17 protein-coding genes are annotated in these 15,169 nt (G+C 48.7%); 8 read left to right on the plus strand and 9 right to left on the minus strand.

What is annotated here, in order from left to right; genetic code table 11:
• Window positions 1-127 precede the first annotated feature (127 nt).
• Window positions 128-808, minus strand: coding sequence for a deoxyribose-phosphate aldolase (gene deoC, locus WFM45_RS03925; RefSeq protein WP_004938693.1), 681 nt, complete (start codon window positions 806-808; stop codon window positions 128-130).
• A gap of 218 nt (window positions 809-1,026) precedes the next feature.
• Between deoC and WFM45_RS03930 the strand changes: the two genes are divergently transcribed.
• The gene (locus WFM45_RS03930) at window positions 1,027-1,863 is read left to right on the plus strand and encodes a hypothetical protein (protein ID WP_085336405.1); all 837 of its coding nucleotides are present in this window, start codon (window positions 1,027-1,029) and stop codon (window positions 1,861-1,863) included.
• Window positions 1,864-1,899: 36 nt separating this feature from the next.
• Here WFM45_RS03930 and ybjG read toward each other — a convergent pair whose 3' ends face one another.
• Window positions 1,900-2,505 (minus strand): undecaprenyl-diphosphate phosphatase, encoded by a 606-nt coding sequence (gene ybjG, locus WFM45_RS03935; RefSeq protein ID WP_015377285.1) that lies wholly within the window; start codon window positions 2,503-2,505, stop codon window positions 1,900-1,902.
• A gap of 5 nt (window positions 2,506-2,510) precedes the next feature.
• On the minus strand, window positions 2,511-3,245 hold the full coding sequence (locus WFM45_RS03940) for a phosphatase PAP2 family protein (RefSeq protein WP_033633475.1): 735 nt from the start codon (window positions 3,243-3,245) through the stop codon (window positions 2,511-2,513).
• Window positions 3,246-3,539: 294 nt separating this feature from the next.
• Here WFM45_RS03940 and eco point away from each other — a divergent pair, with 294 nt between their 5' ends.
• Window positions 3,540-4,052 carry a serine protease inhibitor ecotin gene (eco, locus tag WFM45_RS03945; RefSeq protein ID WP_033633474.1) on the plus strand — a complete coding sequence of 171 codons (513 nt, stop codon included), beginning with the start codon at window positions 3,540-3,542 and terminating at the stop codon, window positions 4,050-4,052.
• 470 nt (window positions 4,053-4,522) lie between these two features.
• On the plus strand, window positions 4,523-4,891 hold the full coding sequence (locus WFM45_RS03950) for a hypothetical protein (RefSeq protein WP_072010115.1): 369 nt from the start codon (window positions 4,523-4,525) through the stop codon (window positions 4,889-4,891).
• A gap of 389 nt (window positions 4,892-5,280) precedes the next feature.
• Here WFM45_RS03950 and WFM45_RS03955 read toward each other — a convergent pair whose 3' ends face one another.
• From WFM45_RS03955 to WFM45_RS03965, 3 genes are all read right to left on the minus strand, one after another.
• Window positions 5,281-6,315 (minus strand): phage integrase, encoded by a 1,035-nt coding sequence (locus WFM45_RS03955; protein WP_336954703.1) that lies wholly within the window; start codon window positions 6,313-6,315, stop codon window positions 5,281-5,283.
• Window positions 6,316-6,402: 87 nt separating this feature from the next.
• Window positions 6,403-7,758, minus strand: a complete 1,356-nt coding sequence (locus WFM45_RS03960; protein WP_336954705.1) for a hypothetical protein — start codon at window positions 7,756-7,758, stop codon at window positions 6,403-6,405.
• Between the two features lie 9 nt (window positions 7,759-7,767).
• The gene (locus WFM45_RS03965) at window positions 7,768-8,331 is read right to left on the minus strand and encodes a phage repressor protein CI (RefSeq protein WP_336954708.1); all 564 of its coding nucleotides are present in this window, start codon (window positions 8,329-8,331) and stop codon (window positions 7,768-7,770) included.
• A 143-nt stretch (window positions 8,332-8,474) separates the two neighbouring features.
• Here WFM45_RS03965 and WFM45_RS03970 point away from each other — a divergent pair, with 143 nt between their 5' ends.
• From WFM45_RS03970 to WFM45_RS03985, 4 genes are all read left to right on the plus strand, one after another.
• Entirely contained in the window at window positions 8,475-8,696 is a 222-nt protein-coding gene (locus WFM45_RS03970) for a hypothetical protein (RefSeq protein WP_004965108.1), read from the plus strand.
• Window positions 8,697-8,762: 66 nt separating this feature from the next.
• Window positions 8,763-9,137: a hypothetical protein gene (locus WFM45_RS03975; RefSeq protein WP_336954711.1), complete on the plus strand. Its 375-nt coding sequence runs from the start codon at window positions 8,763-8,765 to the stop codon at window positions 9,135-9,137.
• A gap of 329 nt (window positions 9,138-9,466) precedes the next feature.
• A complete protein-coding gene (locus WFM45_RS03980; RefSeq protein ID WP_336954713.1) occupies window positions 9,467-10,501 on the plus strand; it encodes a ParA family protein in 1,035 nt (344 codons plus the stop codon).
• On the plus strand, window positions 10,494-11,102 hold the full coding sequence (locus WFM45_RS03985) for a HEPN domain-containing protein (protein WP_139375461.1): 609 nt from the start codon (window positions 10,494-10,496) through the stop codon (window positions 11,100-11,102). The genes WFM45_RS03980 and WFM45_RS03985 overlap by 8 nt, the downstream gene beginning before the upstream one ends.
• 55 nt (window positions 11,103-11,157) lie before the next feature.
• Here the strand turns inward: WFM45_RS03985 and WFM45_RS03990 are convergent, their stop codons facing one another.
• Both WFM45_RS03990 and WFM45_RS03995 read right to left on the minus strand, forming a co-directional pair.
• Window positions 11,158-11,517: a hypothetical protein gene (locus tag WFM45_RS03990; RefSeq protein ID WP_079449456.1), complete on the minus strand. Its 360-nt coding sequence runs from the start codon at window positions 11,515-11,517 to the stop codon at window positions 11,158-11,160.
• A 762-nt stretch (window positions 11,518-12,279) separates the two neighbouring features.
• Complete coding sequence (locus WFM45_RS03995; protein ID WP_004938680.1) at window positions 12,280-13,968, minus strand: aspartate:alanine antiporter; 1,689 nt, start codon at window positions 13,966-13,968, stop codon at window positions 12,280-12,282.
• Window positions 13,969-14,262: 294 nt separating this feature from the next.
• On the opposite strand from WFM45_RS03995, the gene WFM45_RS04000 reads away from it, so the two are divergent.
• Complete coding sequence (locus WFM45_RS04000; RefSeq protein ID WP_015377289.1) at window positions 14,263-14,652, plus strand: inner membrane protein YbjM; 390 nt, start codon at window positions 14,263-14,265, stop codon at window positions 14,650-14,652.
• A 38-nt stretch (window positions 14,653-14,690) separates the two neighbouring features.
• On the opposite strand, the gene WFM45_RS04005 is transcribed toward WFM45_RS04000, so the two are convergent.
• Window positions 14,691-14,954 (minus strand): GrxA family glutaredoxin, encoded by a 264-nt coding sequence (locus tag WFM45_RS04005; RefSeq protein ID WP_004938676.1) that lies wholly within the window; start codon window positions 14,952-14,954, stop codon window positions 14,691-14,693.
• Between the last annotated feature and the right edge of the window lie 215 nt (window positions 14,955-15,169).

A 15,169-nucleotide genomic window follows, 5' to 3' on the forward strand; every position in this document is an offset into this window, starting at 1 on the left:
AGATAAAAGGCGAGCCGGCATTTCCGGCGCTAAACAGAACGATGCGGGGCAATATCGGGCCGCATCAACCGCCCGTATTGTCCCGCATCGGAGTGTATTGGCTATGCCCCTCAGGGCATGCCGACGATCAGTAGCTGCCAGCCGCCGCCTGCGCGCCGGATACGATGGCAACGCCGGAGCTGGTGCCGATACGCGTGGCGCCGGCGTTGATCATCTTCTCGGCGGTGGCGCGATCGCGCACGGCGCCGGAAGCTTTCACGCCCATTTCGCTGCCCACGGTCTCGCGCATCAGTTTGACGTGCTCTTCCCGAGCGCCGCCGGTGCTGAAGCCGGTGGAGGTTTTCACGAAGGCGACATCGAGTTCGCGACACATTTCACAAACCTGGACGATCTGCGCATCGCTGAGCAGGCAGGTTTCCAATATTACCTTCAACGGGATCGCCGCGCAAACCTCGCGCACGGCGGCGATGTCGGCTTTCACTTCGTCCAGCAGGCCGCTCTTCAGCCAGCCGACGTTGATCACCATGTCGATCTCTTGCGCGCCAGCGGCGATCGCCGCTTTGGCTTCAAAGGCTTTGGCGACGGTCAGGCCGGCGCCCAGCGGGAAACCGATCACCGAGCAGACTTTCACCGTGCTTTCCTGCAGCAGCTGGGCCGCCAGCGGCACGTAGCCGGAGTTGACGCATACCGCATAGAAGTTGTGCTGCTGCGCTTCTTCGCACAGTTTGGCGATCTGCATTTCGGTGGCGTCCATGGCCAGCAGGGTGTGGTCAACATAGCTGGCGTAATCGATGTTTTCGGTGGTCATCGCGGTTCCTTAGTGAAGTTGAGAAAAGAGCATGGATAGGTAATGTGAAAATAATAACATTGCAATATCGATAAACCTAGCGGGATTTGAAAAATGTCGACGAGATCATAGTTACTTCACTGTTATGCGTATAACTTATGGAAGAATGATTTGTTATTTAAATAACATTTTCAGTGGCCGCTCGCGGCCTGCGCGGGCGAAACGTCGAGGGAAAAAAGATGAAGATCAACATCGACCTGGCTCCTGAAGCTTTCGGGACGTATCGGCAGGAACTGTTCCGCAACGCGGATTTCGCGGTGAGCGCGCATCGCTGCGCAGAACGCGGGCCGATGCTGACGCTGGCGAACTGCCGTGGCGCGCTGACGGTTTTGCCGTATCAGGGCCTCGCGATCTGGGACGCCGAGTTTGACGGTCATTCGCTGAAATCGGGCCGCCGCAGCGTGCGGGGCGCCGGAAGAAAGCACGCTGACGACGCCGCGTTCTGTCCCGCCTGGCCGAGTCACGACGGCGCGCCGCTCCAGATGCAACGCGTGTGGCTGCAGCTGGCGGGCGATGAGCTGACGTTGCACGGTGAAGGCGAGCGGCTGGGCGGGCGTTGGCGCATCGGCCCGGCGCTGCGTCTGGCGGCCCAGAGCGCGCAGTTCGCCATAGAGATGAAGGTTACCAACCTGGCCGATCGGCCGCAGCCGCTGCGCTATGTGTGCCGCCTCAACTACGATTGCATTCCCGACGCGGTGTTCCGCCAGAACCTGCCGACGCCGGCGCTGTTGGGAGAGGCGCTCGGGCAGGAACTGCTGTGCTCCGACGATCTGACGCGCTACGTGGATCAGGCCGAGTTCTTTATGCTGGCGCCGCAAGGCCGCCGCTATGTGACGCGTTTTGCCACCGGGCAATTCAACTATGGCCTGCGGCGCATCGCTGTCCAGGGCAACAGGCGGCTGCTTGCTTTTATCCAGCCGGCAAACTGCCGGCCTAATGCGCCGGAAGGGGAGGCGGGAGTGATGCTGGGAGCGGGAAAAACGCGGGCATTTTGCGTGACCACCGGCGTGGTGTGAAAGCAGGGGCGGTAACGCCCCTGTCATGTTATGCGGTTATTCTTTCACCCAGCCGCGGCGAATGGCGAAGGCAAACAGAAAGCGATACAGACGCGACAGCCTGTCGGCGAGGACATCGCCGAACAGATTCCATACCAGCTGAGCGAACAGACAGCCGACCAGGCCGAGCAGGAAACCGCCGACCATATCCAGCGGCCAGTGCACGCCGAGGTAAACGCGTGACCAGGCGATGCCGACGGCGACAATCATCAGCAGCGCGCCGGACCAGACCCGGTGCCAGAACAGGAACGCCAGCGCAAAGGTAAAGATGGCGGTGCCGTGATCGCTGGGGAACGAACTGTCCGGCACGTGCGCCAGGAAGGTATAACCCACGCCGGCGACGAACGGGCGCTCATGCGGCAGCAGCGCGCCGATAGCGGAGGCGGCAAGCATGGCGAACAGCAGCGCGATCGTGGTTTTCGCCACCACTTCGCGCTGCGAAACCAGTTGGCTGCGCGGCCCCCACAGCCACAGGCCGACGATCAGCAGCGGCACGATAATGATAAGATCGCGCGCCAGAAAGGTGGCGAAATCGATCATCCATTCGGGAGATGCCGGGGTCGCATTGATCCAGGCGAAAAGAACATGGTTTAACTGCTCCATAACCGTTACCTCATCTTGCGGCGCCAATAGCCGCTAACTATCCAATAAATTGCCAACTGGCTTAACCAAACCCACCAACCTGCCCACAGGTTATGGGTAAGAAAATGTGCGCCGCGCATGATCTGACCAAAGCCCATCAACATGCCGAGCGCAATACCGCCGCACCAGCAGCACCAGGCCAGGCGCGGGCGCTGCGGATAAAACAGGAAAAACAACGCCATGACCGCGAAACCGCTCGAGGCGTGCCCGCCGGGGAAACAGCGACCGGGGCCCGGCAGGGCCGGTACCGCGCCGAACAACGGGAAGGACATCGCCTTGCCACCGTACTCGATCAGATCCCACGGACAGGAGTGCGCGCTGGTGGCCTTGAGAATGCCCACCACCAGCGGGCCGATGCCGAGAAGCAGCATGCTGACAATCAGGCGCGCGCTGCGGCGATAGATGCCCCAAAACAGCGTCAGCACCGCGCCCACGATCACTATCTGCTTCAACAGACGGTGATTGATCAGATCCAGCCAGTAATTGTTTTGCCACGGGAAATGCCCGCTGGCGGCATCGTACCAATAGTTGCTGATCGCCCAGTCCAGCTGTTCGTTGCGGGAGAGCCACAGGAACACCAAACCGCTGATCAGCAGGCCAAAAACTTGCCAACGGTAAAAGGATGTCGGCAGGGAGTAAAGGGCGGTTGTCTTAATTTGCTGTGCCGTTGAGGATTGATTTAATGACGATTCTGGATTCACGCGCAGGCTCGGTGACAGTATTGAATAGCGCCACTGTAATAATTCTGTCTTAAGAAAACCTTAGTCCGCCGGCAAGAAAACCCTATCTGATACACCCGGTTGTGCGCAGGTCATCACTTGTTTATCTCGTCTTAATCGGCGGTTTTTTCTGGTGTATTGCTCCGGTTAACGGGGAATACCAGTCGATTGTCACTATTTATAACCTATTGTAAAGAAGATTAAACCTGTGGCGAGCTTGGCGGTAGTGTATTAGTTTATAGGCGGATTATTTGACAAAAAGTGTAGGGATAAAACATGAACAAGGCATCCGTTGTATTTTCCGGCCTGCTGATGGCCGTTTCCGCCAGCGCCATGGCGGCCACCTCTGGCGACGATGCGGATATCAGCAAACAGCCGCTGGAAAAGGTCGCGCCTTATCCGAAAGCCGAGAAGGGCATGAACCGCCAGGTGATCTACCTGCCGAAGCAAGAGCACGAAGAGAACTATAAGGTAGAGCTGCTGATCGGCAAGACGCTGGAAGTGGACTGCAACCGCCATATGATTGGCGGCACGCTGGAGACCAAAACCCTGTCCGGCTGGGGCTACGACTACCTGGTGCTGGAGAAGCTGTCCGAGCCGGCCTCGACCATGATGGCCTGCCCGGATAACACCAAGAGCAAGCAATTCATCGCCGCCAACCTGGGCGACGCCGCGATGCAGCGTTACAACAGCCGCCTGCCGATCGTGGTGTATGCGCCGAAAGACGCGGAAGTGAAATACCGCATCTGGAAAGCCGAAGACACCGTAAGCCAGGCTGAATCAAAGTAATCCGCGATTAGCGCTGTGAATACATGATCTTGTACAAAACCGTTTGAAGAGCATTTTGCGATGATATGCGGCTCTGCAGGCGGTTTTTTATTTTCAGGCAGGAAAGCCGGGCGCTTAGCCAAATTTTTTCAACCGACAGAGGGAAAATGGAAAGTGACTCAAGCTAACAAGGTTAACATCCTTGGTTTAAGGGCATTTTTTTAATTCTCACTCGTAATATCCTCATTTTTATCTCCCTTCATCTTTGATTATATTATTGTGAATTGCAATTATTTCGGCAATAACAAACCGTGTTGGTTACATAAATAAAAATATTCTTATTAATCATTTTATTGTTGTTTTATTGATTTTATTTAATGGCGAAGGAATGGAAATTAATTACTGTGCTGCTAGATTCATCAATGTAATTAGCTCCACGGCAATTACATTGTTCGCTAATTAATATCTAAAAAACTTACGAGGATATTCCAATGGCTGATTGTAAATGCAATGAACAAGATCCGCACGGTCAAAATGAACATGTTGCTGATTTTACTGCGGTTGGATTTTCGCAAAAAACACCGGCGCCGGTACCTGTAGACCTTAAGCAGCAGGGCGTGTTGGCGCTTAAACTTTCGGTTTGCGTTGGGGCCAGTTATAACCCTGCAAACAACCAAATTTGTTTTACCATTCCTATCTACGGTGACTTTTGCGTTTCTTCGCCGATTCCAATTCCCATTGGTGGGCAGCTTAAAGTGTGCGCAGAGACCTGTGGTTCCTTTATTCCTACGGGATTGAAGGCCACTATTTATCTGAACGGTTCCGTTCTGTTCTCTGTCGTTCTTTTTGGCGCTTGCTAATGTAAAAAGAAAAGCAAGGCACCGTAGGTGTCTTGCTTTTTTTGATATTAAGATATTGATAAGGCCGTTGTTGAGTTCAGCCCCACTTGCTAATTAATACAGTTACTCCGCTCTCATTCCTTCTGAAATCAAACCTTGGGAAATCATTGTCTGATAGCCGACCACCCGACACTAAACGTTAAGAGAAACGATGTTTCAGGAAGGAGCGGACGCGGCGCTGTACGCCGTCAGTTGAGGTGTTGCTGCCATCTGATGGTGGTCCCGCGGGCGGTGGAGTGCAGGCAACAAAAAACCCGATTTCCTCACTACAATAATAAAATCAATAAGTTAGTTGTTTATTAAGGGTTTTTTACCCTGGTTAAGGGTGAGGAAATGCGGGCATTGCCAACCTATGCCGCCACTTTGTCGCCACTTGGCATCGTCGCCAGAGGATTAAATTGCAGGGTGGTTTCGAGGTGTTCCGGCGCAAGGTGAGCATAGCGCATCGTCATCTTAATATCATGATGGCCGAGGATACGTTGCAACACCAGAATGTTGCCGCCTGACATCATAAAGTGCGCCGCAAAAGTATGGCGTAGCACATGGGTTAGCTGGCCTTTGGGCAACTGAATGCTGGTGTTTTCGAGTGCGGCCATAAAGCGGAAATAGCATTCGCTGAAAAGTCTGTCCTCACCCCGTGCTACCAACTTCTTATACAGTGTTTTGCTGATAGGCACGCTGCGGTTCTTTTTGCCTTTTGTACGAATGAAAGTGATCTTATGCGGTGTTATCTGTGACCGGGTGAGATTTTCCGCTTCTCGCCAGCGTGCGCCGGTGCTGAGACATACCTCTACCACAAGCGGCAAATCAGTATCGCCTTTGCTGCAGGCTGCTAATAGCTCCGTGATTTGTGCGTGGGTAAGCCACGCCATTTCCTTTTCTGCGACAGTAAACTTACGCATGTTCTCTAGCGGATTGGGTTGGTTCCATTCGCCTAACCGCGCTAGCTCGCTGAACATGCCGCTTAGGTAACTTTGTTCAAGATTAACGGTGACTGGTTCTGCACCGTTCTTCCACTTCTCGGAAAAGTAGATTTCACCGGACAGACGCTTATCGCAGTAATGCGCGAAGTCTTTTGCGGTGAAGGTAGCAGCAGGGGGATCGCCCAAGGCCTCAATGACAAGGCATAGTTTTTTGTAAGTGCGTTCACCCGCGGTGAGGGATTGACCGTGTAGGTTATACCAAAGTTTGGCAACCTCACTTAGCTTACGGCGATCAATTGCTTCGCCTAACCACGGCTTATTATCCACCTGCTCCATAGTGAAGCGCTCAAATGCTAAGGCTTCACCTTTGGTTGCGAACTGCTTACGTAGCCTGCGGCCTTCGCGGCCAGCAGGGTAGCACTCGCATAACCACTTACCGGATGATTGTTTACGTACTGCCATCGTAGTCCTCCTAAATTGAGGCTACACTTTTACTGTATGTAAACACAGTGGTAAATGTGTGATTTATAAAATAAAAGCATTATTAATTTACTTTTCTTCATCTTCATCTTCATCTTCATCGAGATTGTTGGCTTTTTTATTCTTAATTTCAACCTGTTCAGATTTTGGTGATTTCTCTGTGGTTTCATCAGGAATTGTTTCTTTATAACTCGGAGGTGGGAAAGCGAGGCTTTCAAATAACGCTTTATCTCTTTGAGAGCCAAAACCGCCACTTTCAAGTAAATCTTTATATTTTTGAGATGCAAGACCAGTGCTTTCAAGTAGTTCTTTATATCTTTGAGAGCCAAAACCGCCACTTTCAAGTAAGTCTTTATACTTTTGAGATGCGAGACCAGTGCTTTCGAGTAGTTCTTTATATCTTTGAGAACCGAAGCCACTACTTTCAAGTAAGTCTTTATACTTTTGAGAGTTAAACACGCTGTTTGCAATTTGTTCGTTATATTCCTGGATTTTATTTTTCTTCTGTATCAATGGCTTGATGGTTTTTCTTTCAGGTTCTGAAATATTTATAGCATTGTTTAAAATGATGGTTTCTTTTTCTTCATCTGGAACTTCAATTAAGTTAAGCTTGCCTATTGCAGATAATATAATGGGTTTTACTATCCCAGACAGTCTAACCAACTCATCGAGATCGTTTTTTGTGAATGATTTGTTATGAGCAACTTTGCATCTTAAAATATATAACTCACTCCAGTTTTTTTCTAATTCGTTTTCATCCAGATTTATATGTTCTTTAAAATACCGCTCCCAGTTTGATTTTGGCAGCATTTCAATGATTGATTGAATGTCATCAGTTGTTTTAGAGTTGTGTATTTTTTTGAAAATTGATTGGACGTCATGTTTGGTATATTTTGAAAATAGAATAATACTCAGGTCAATAAAGTCAGTTCCGGCAAGATAATTACTGTCTGACTCGTTAGTGTTTCTTTGAAATTTAGAGTTTAGTTCGCTTGGTATTGTTTCTTTAATCCACCCAAGACCTGCATTTACTAAACAAAATTGTGTTAGGCACTTACGCATCAAATTTTCTATATCTTTAATGATAAGGTATGCTTTCTCTGAGTAGTGTGTATCAATATCATCCCATATTATTTGAGGGGGAGTTCCTAGAACGCTCTTGAAATGATGTATAAGTAAGTTTCGTAAACTTGAAAGCCTCTCAATATTATCTATATTTCCTTCGACTATCATATGAAAGCATTTGTGATTGGCACTAGAGGCTTTCAATGTTGAAATTTTAAGTGAAAATTCAGTGTTTAGATATTTTAATTTTGAACCTGATATGATGATGTTACTATCAGATTGTAATAAGTGAGTGAATGATTTTTTATCTTTGCAAAGATTTGACTTACTTGCTTGCGTAATGAGAATTTCTACTTTCATGTGGCCTCATTAGATTGGTTTTATTTGTGAGACGACTTTTGCAATAAATTGCACATCATTCATGTTACATTCAAAACCGATCTTCCCATTGTCAATTTTTAACTTATTATTGGGGGTTTTTATAATATCTCTTAGGCTAACGGCATCATCAAATTTCACAAGCCATTTACCATCATTAAATTTATCAAAATCTAAATTAACTATATAAATAATATTGCCATCGAGTATGGCTTGCGCATTTTTCACATCAGACGGTAATAAAGCTTTATCAAAAGAGTGGTAATTGGAATCGTATAATATTCCATCAAGAAGTTTTTTCCGTGGAATATCTACAATATCTAAATACTTGCTATCAAACATTGAGCCTTCACCAGAGGCAAGCCAACGAAGGGCTACTCCAGTTTCAATTGCACATTGTATAACCCATTCAGCAGGAAAAATGTCGCGCATATAGCGAGTAGCAAGCGTACTTTTCGATACGCCCAAATGGTCGCAAAGTGCCTGTCTTGTACTGAAGCCATAAGCCTCTATGAGGCGTTCTATTACTTCCCGCCCTCCAGTTTTGAAATCCATAAAGTTCTTCCGATCGAACAAAGCAGTCTGACAGATTCCCGTTACGATCTTAAGGTTTGTCTTGAAGTTCTATTTGGGAACCTTCACGAGTAATCACAATTAACGACGGCTCACCACAAGCCGATGAAGAGGAATGTTGCACCATGCGACCTAACATTTCAATCACTCTGATCACACCTCACGTCACTATAGAACGCTACAGCGAACTCACTGGTTTGGCTGAGGATACTATCAATGACATGTTGGCCGATGGGCGTTTACCCCGTCACCGTCTGCGTAAAGACAAAAAGCGTGAAAAAGTCATGATCAACATCGCACAGTTGACTGTTGACGCTCTCTCAAATTGCGATATTGCCGCTGCATAGTTCGATTTTGCGATAGGGGGAGGGAAACCGCTATGTTTGATTACCAAACGTCTAACCGTGTAGAAATTGAACAAACAAGAAAGCCAACACCAGGAAGCACCAGCCCGCCCCGCGCGGGCTTTTTCATGCCCGCAATCTGGCCGCCTGTGCGCCATTCTGAGCCGCTTTCCAGCCCGGCAACAATCACACGCGAATAAATCCGATCACCGCAGCAGAGTGCCGCCAGCGCGGCAGAAACCCCACGAAATAAACATCTTGCCCACGAAAACGGCACTACACCGCACCCGCCTGCGCAATTTGGATCAGGAAATTTTTTCAGTTCTGATTTTCTACAAAACACCCCGCCGGGCCGCGCCACGCCTGGGGCTTTGCGAGCAATCCCAAACTGAAAAGAATTTCAGTGTTTTTCAGTTTTCGGATCGTGCGGCGTTATGGGTGTAAATCACAATGCATTGAAAAATATAAAATAAATTGAATTACGTGGATCGCGGATAATTTGGAATGGATCGCGGGGAAAAGTCGCCAAAACGTGGCAGGTCAGACGCCGCAAGGGGTTTGAGGGCATGATGTTGCTTTGGTAAAACTGAAATCCAGATGATGAGAGTTATGCGGTAAAGCTAAACTAGCGTTAGTCTGTGGCTTGGTCATACTTTAGCAGTGGGCATGTTTCAGTAGTGAAAGCTCAGTAATCTAATGGTATGGTTAGTAACGCAGTTCTACACACGTAATGATTTTAGAATTATTAAATTTATATAATAAAAGGAGTTTTTATGGCCTCGAAAAGAATAGTCGTTTTCAATCATAAAGGTGGTGTCAGTAAAACCACATCAGTTTATAACATTGGTTGGATGTTAGCAGGAAATAAACGAGTATTATTGGTAGATGGTGATCCTCAATGCAATCTATCGAGTTTAATACTCGGAGATGCTTTTGAAGAATATTATTTAAATGAGTGTACTAAACTACAAAATATCAAAGATGGTGTTGAATCAGCATTCAAAGCAAAACCTAAGTTGATAGAACCGGTTACTTGTATGTCTCCACCAAGAGCACCGAATTTATTCTTGCTAGCTGGACATGCTGACCTATCTGCAAATGACGCACCATTAACTTTTGCTCAGACAGCAGGAAATGCAATATCTACACTACAAAACTTACCAGGTGCATTTCATAATCTAATTAAACTTACTGAAGAAAAGTATAATATAGATTATACCATAATTGATTTGAACCCAAGTTTAAGTGCAATTAACCAGAACCTGTTTTTAAATTCAGATGCATTTATCGTCCCGACGAATCCAGATCCATTCTCCATTATGGCTTTGGAAACTTTAAGAGAGACCCTACCAAGATGGATGAAGTGGAAAAGAGAAAATTTAAATATTTTTTCTGACAGCGCATATCCATTAAGTAATTCTGAGCCTAAGTTCTTAGGTACTTTAATTCAGAGATTCAATATCAGAAAGGGACGTGCTGCGAGGCCTTACAGAGACAATATTGATGAAATAAAAAGAAAGGTAAGTGAGGATTTAATACCCGCGTTCGATATGGTTGGTATGACACTTGCTGCTGATGAATACCCGCAACATTTAATTGAAAGTGGCTATTGTTTATCTGAAATTCCGGATTTCCAAGGTCTACTTCCAAAATCGTTTAATGCGGAGGTTCCTGTCTTTGCTCTGAGAGATGAGGATATTCAGGAAACGGGGCCGGTGCTAGAACAAATGTCTACCAAACGGGATCTATTCCAAAAAACTTTCAGTGAAATTACTCAGGAATTAGAAGGGCTGTTGAGAAATGTATAATGCTTTTTTGAACTTCAAGAAAAACTTGGAAGAATCAAAAGCCTTAGCAGTTTTATATAATTATTTGGATGAGGCTGTCAAAGGGCCTGTCTCTTATGAGGATTTACTTAGAGCTCAAGTCGTTTATAGTGTTAGCGCTTTTGATAAGTTATTGCATGATTTAATATTGATTGGGTTGGTTGATATCTATATGGGGAGACGACAACCTACTGATAAATATTTGGGGGAGGCATTAACAATTAATACTGTAAATAAAATGACAGCAGCGACATTACCCCCAGCAGAGTTTCATTTTAAGGAGGCAATGCTTTCTAAATTAAGAATAGTGTCTTATCAAGATCCTGGCAAGATTTCTGATGGCTTAGCATATATATGGAAAGAGAGCCATAAATGGGTTAAAGTTGCCGATAAAATGAATATGAGTGATAGAGATGTGAAAACTCAATTACGATTGATTGCCGATAGAAGAAATTCAATTGTGCATGAAGCTGATGTTCACCCAGTAACACATACTAAAAACTCTATTGATGCCGTCACTTCAAATGAAGTGACTGGGTTCTTAGAAAGATGCGGCGAAGCTATTTATGATTTAGTTAAATAATAAATTTATTCGCGAATGTTATTTTATTTAATAACCCTCCATCCTATATGGGGGGTTATTCATGCCCTGGTTTTTTCCTATATGCAACATCCATGCAAAATATATTAAAAAGGAAGTAGAACATAGCTACTACACCTATAATTAAAGCGATGTTTTTTCCATTTTCAAAACGGGCACTGATGTTTTTTAATAGTTCTTCAGTTAAATTCGGAGTTGAACTTATATAGTCATTAAGTAATGATGCCGCTGCATAAGCTCCACATGCGGAGAAAAAAATTATACCAACGATTATTGTAATCACTTTCTCTATATAACTCAGGTAGAAGGCCGGATCTTTGTAGGCTAAAGTCAGCATACCGAGAGCCGCAGCCCCACCAACTCCTAGAAAGTATCTAATCAAGTCAATTGATATCATTGTTTCCTCATTGAATGGCTGTCGCCATTTTGTCGCCACTTGTAAGAAAAAGGGGCTACGTTTTCACGTAACCCCTTGTTTTATTTGGTGGGGCTGGGGGGGGATTTGAACCCCCGTCCGAAATTACTACAAGTTCGGAATGTCTCATACAAATAATTTGGGGTGATGCAAAAGTTCGGTATGAGTCACAGAATATCAGTGGTAGATGACTCTCTCTACTTGGGGTTAGCGGGAACACAAAGTCGGCAGCCTTCATTCGTCAGTAGGACTAAAGTATTGTCACTGATCTAGCGCCCGGTTCAATTTTCCTCACTCATGCATCTGTCCATTACCGCTTTTTACAGCTAAAAGCCAACTACCGTATAATTTTAGGCCGAACTAAAAATCTAAAGCAGTGTGCAAAAATTGGGTCAAGAAATCCTCCTTTTGCATTTTTGTTAAGGACGAGTACATGTTACTAGAGAGGTAAGGGGGGAGGCAACAGGTTGATCATAAAGCAGGTTGTTGAAGTTGTGTCGCCACTTTATCGCCATAGGATAATCGCCACTCTTGTAGCTACTTGTTTAGTAATGATATTTTTTAAAGGCAACAAAAAACCCGATAATCTTGAACCTAAAAGGCGGGATTATCGGGCTCCACAAAATGGGGACATCAAAGAAAAGCAGTGGCACTAATTCAGACTGCGGCCCCCAACGAAAGTTCTGGCCGGCGACAAAAAAATCAAAATATTTTTATCGCCGATCCATCTCTCCCGCTAATCGATCAGCCGAGTATGCCCGGCCATAGCACTACGATGAGCGAACCCGCCAGCGTTAACAGCACGTTAGCGATGGCGTAGGTGCCGGCGTAGCCCAACGCCGGGATGTTGCTGCGCGCGGTATCGCTGATGATCTCCATCGCCGGCGCGCAGGTGCGGGCGCCCATGATGGCGCCGAACAGCAGGGCGCGGTTCATGCGCAGCACGTAGGCGCCGAACAGGAAGCAGATAATCACCGGCACCAGGCTGACGATCAGCCCGGCGATCAGCATCTGGCCGCCGACCGCGCCCAGGCTGTGGCCGATGCCGGCACCGGCGCTCAGACCCACGCCCGCCATAAACACCATCAGGCCGAACTCTTTCACCATGTTCAGCGCGCCCTGCGGAATGTAGCCGAAGGTCGGGTGGTTGGCGCGCAGGAAGCCGAGCATGATGCCGGACATCAGCAGGCCGGCGGCGTTGCCGATGCCGAACGAGAAGTTGCTGAACTGAATGGTGATCTGGCCGATCAGCAGGCCGATGATGAAGAAGGCGCAGAACGCCAGCAGATCGGTCACCTGGCTGTGGATAGAGATAAAGCCAATCTTCTCCGCCACGCTCTTCACCCGGCGCGCGTCGCCGCTCACCTGCAGCACGTCGCCCTTGTTGAGCACGATGCTGTCGTCGATTGGCATTTCGATCTGGCTGCGGATCACGCGGTTGAGGAAGCAACCGTGGTCGGTCAGCTTCAGCTGGCTCAGGCGTTTGTTCACCGCGTTGCTGTTCTTCACTACGATCTCTTCGGTCACGATACGCATGTCGAGCAGATCGCGGTCGAACACTTCCTTACCGTTGCGGAAGCTCGGATCCAGCCGCGCGTGGGCGTCCGGATAACCGACCAGCGAGATCTCGTCGCCCACCTGCAGCACCGCGTCACCGTCCGGGTTGGCCAGAATGCCGTTGCGGCGGATGCGTTCGATGTAGCAGCCGGTCTGGCGGTAGATGCCCAGTTCGCGCAGGTTCTTGCCGTCGGCCCAGGCCACCAGCTCGGGGCCGACGCGGTAGGCGCGGATCACCGGCAGGTAGACCTTGCGCTGGCTGTCGGTGTCCAGGCCGCGTTCGCGAGCGATTTGCTGGGCGGAGGTGGACAGATCCTGGTGCTGCAGTTTTGGCAGGTAGCGCGCGCCGAAAATCAGGCTGACCAGACCGATCAGGTAGGTGAGGGCATAGCCGAGGCTCAGATGATCCTGCGCCGCCAGCAGCGCCGGGCCGTTGACGATGGTGTTGCGCAGCGTATCGCCGGCGCCCACCAGCACCGGCGTCGAGGTCATCGAGCCGGCCAGCATGCCGGCGGTCAGGCCGATGTCCCAGTGGAACAGCTTGCCGAGGCCGATGGCGATCACCATGGCCGAACCGACCATCACCAGCGCCAGCATCAGGTAATTCTTGCCGTCGCGGAAGAAAATCGAGAAAAAGTTAGGCCCGGCTTCCACCCCGACGCAGAAAATAAACAGCATGAAGCCGAGATTCAGCGCCTCGGTGTTAATGGCGAAGTGTTGCTGGCCGAGCAGCAGAGAAACCACTAAAACGCCAATGGAATTACCGAGTTGGACGGAGCCCAGACGGAGTTTACCGAGGCACAGCCCCAGTGCGAGTACCACGAACAGTAACAGAATGTAGTTACCGTTTAACAAACTAGCGACGTTTATGTTCACGGAGGATAACTTATTGTTTACCAGTAAGTGCTTGATATAGATAACTATAAGAGATAAATTCAGCCTTAAAACGACATCATAAATCACCACCAGCGTAAGGCGAAGCGAACCATCGTTCGGCGGCGTTCATTCTAGACGCTATGACCGATGACAGCCAGCACAGAAAGCTGATTTCCTGCGCCGCCGGGCGCATTTAACTCTCTTTTGACCAAGGAAAAAATTCGGTTCAGCGTCACCGCACGGGTGACCGAGCCGATTTCTATTGATGCGGTAATTGGGCGGGGGAGAATTCGCATGACGAGTTATAGATATTGGCTGGGCATTCTCAGCTGTTTTCTGTTGTTCAGCCTGGTGTTTCTCGGCCAGCAAACCGGCCTGTTCGGCAGCACGGATCATGAGCACCACGGTGAAACCGGCCTGCTGCTGTTTGTGATCCCCGGCGCGATCGCCAGCTATTTGTCGAGCCGCAAGCGGCTGCTTTGCCCGTTGCTTGGCGCGCTGTATGCATTGCCGCTGTGCCTGCTGATCCGCCACTTCTGGCTGACGCCGTCCTCGTCGTTTTGGCAGGAACTGGCTTACGCCACCAGCGCGGTGTTCTGGTGCGTGTTCGGCGCGATGCTGATGCTGTTCGCCCTCGGTTTGTTGCACACGCTTCAGCAGTTGCACCGGCGGCAGCGGCAATAAAAAAAGGCGCATAAAGCGCCTTTTTGCCGTTCAAAAACTTACTGGAACAGGTTCAGGTGTTCTTTGGCGTAAGCTTCGAAATCGGTGCAGCCACCGATGTGCTTCTCATCCAGGAAGATCTGCGGCACGGTTTCAACCGGTTTGCCGACGGTTTTTTCCAGATCGGCCTTGGTGATGCCTTCCGCGTGGATGTCAACATAACGGAAGTTGAAATCGTCGCGTTCTTCAGTCAGTTTTTCCGCCAGTTCTTTAGCGCGGACACAATAAGGACAGCCAGGACGCCCGAAGATTACTGCAAACATGCAACGCTCCTTAATTGGATTTTCGATAAATTATTCGCGATTGCAACGACATCCCGTCACCGAAAAAGTCATTACCTGCGTCAGATGGCGCCTACTATGCCCGTTGAGGCGGTGAAAAAAAAGCAGGAATTACCTGTTAATCTGATTCATGTAACCAATTAGTCTGCCGGGGCTGTCACCGTCGGCGGGAATTCACTACACTGGGGGCAGACCTT

The organism is Serratia sp. KG1D, from assembly GCF_037150675.1.
GTDB classification, from domain to species: Bacteria; Pseudomonadota; Gammaproteobacteria; order Enterobacterales; family Enterobacteriaceae; genus Serratia; species Serratia nematodiphila.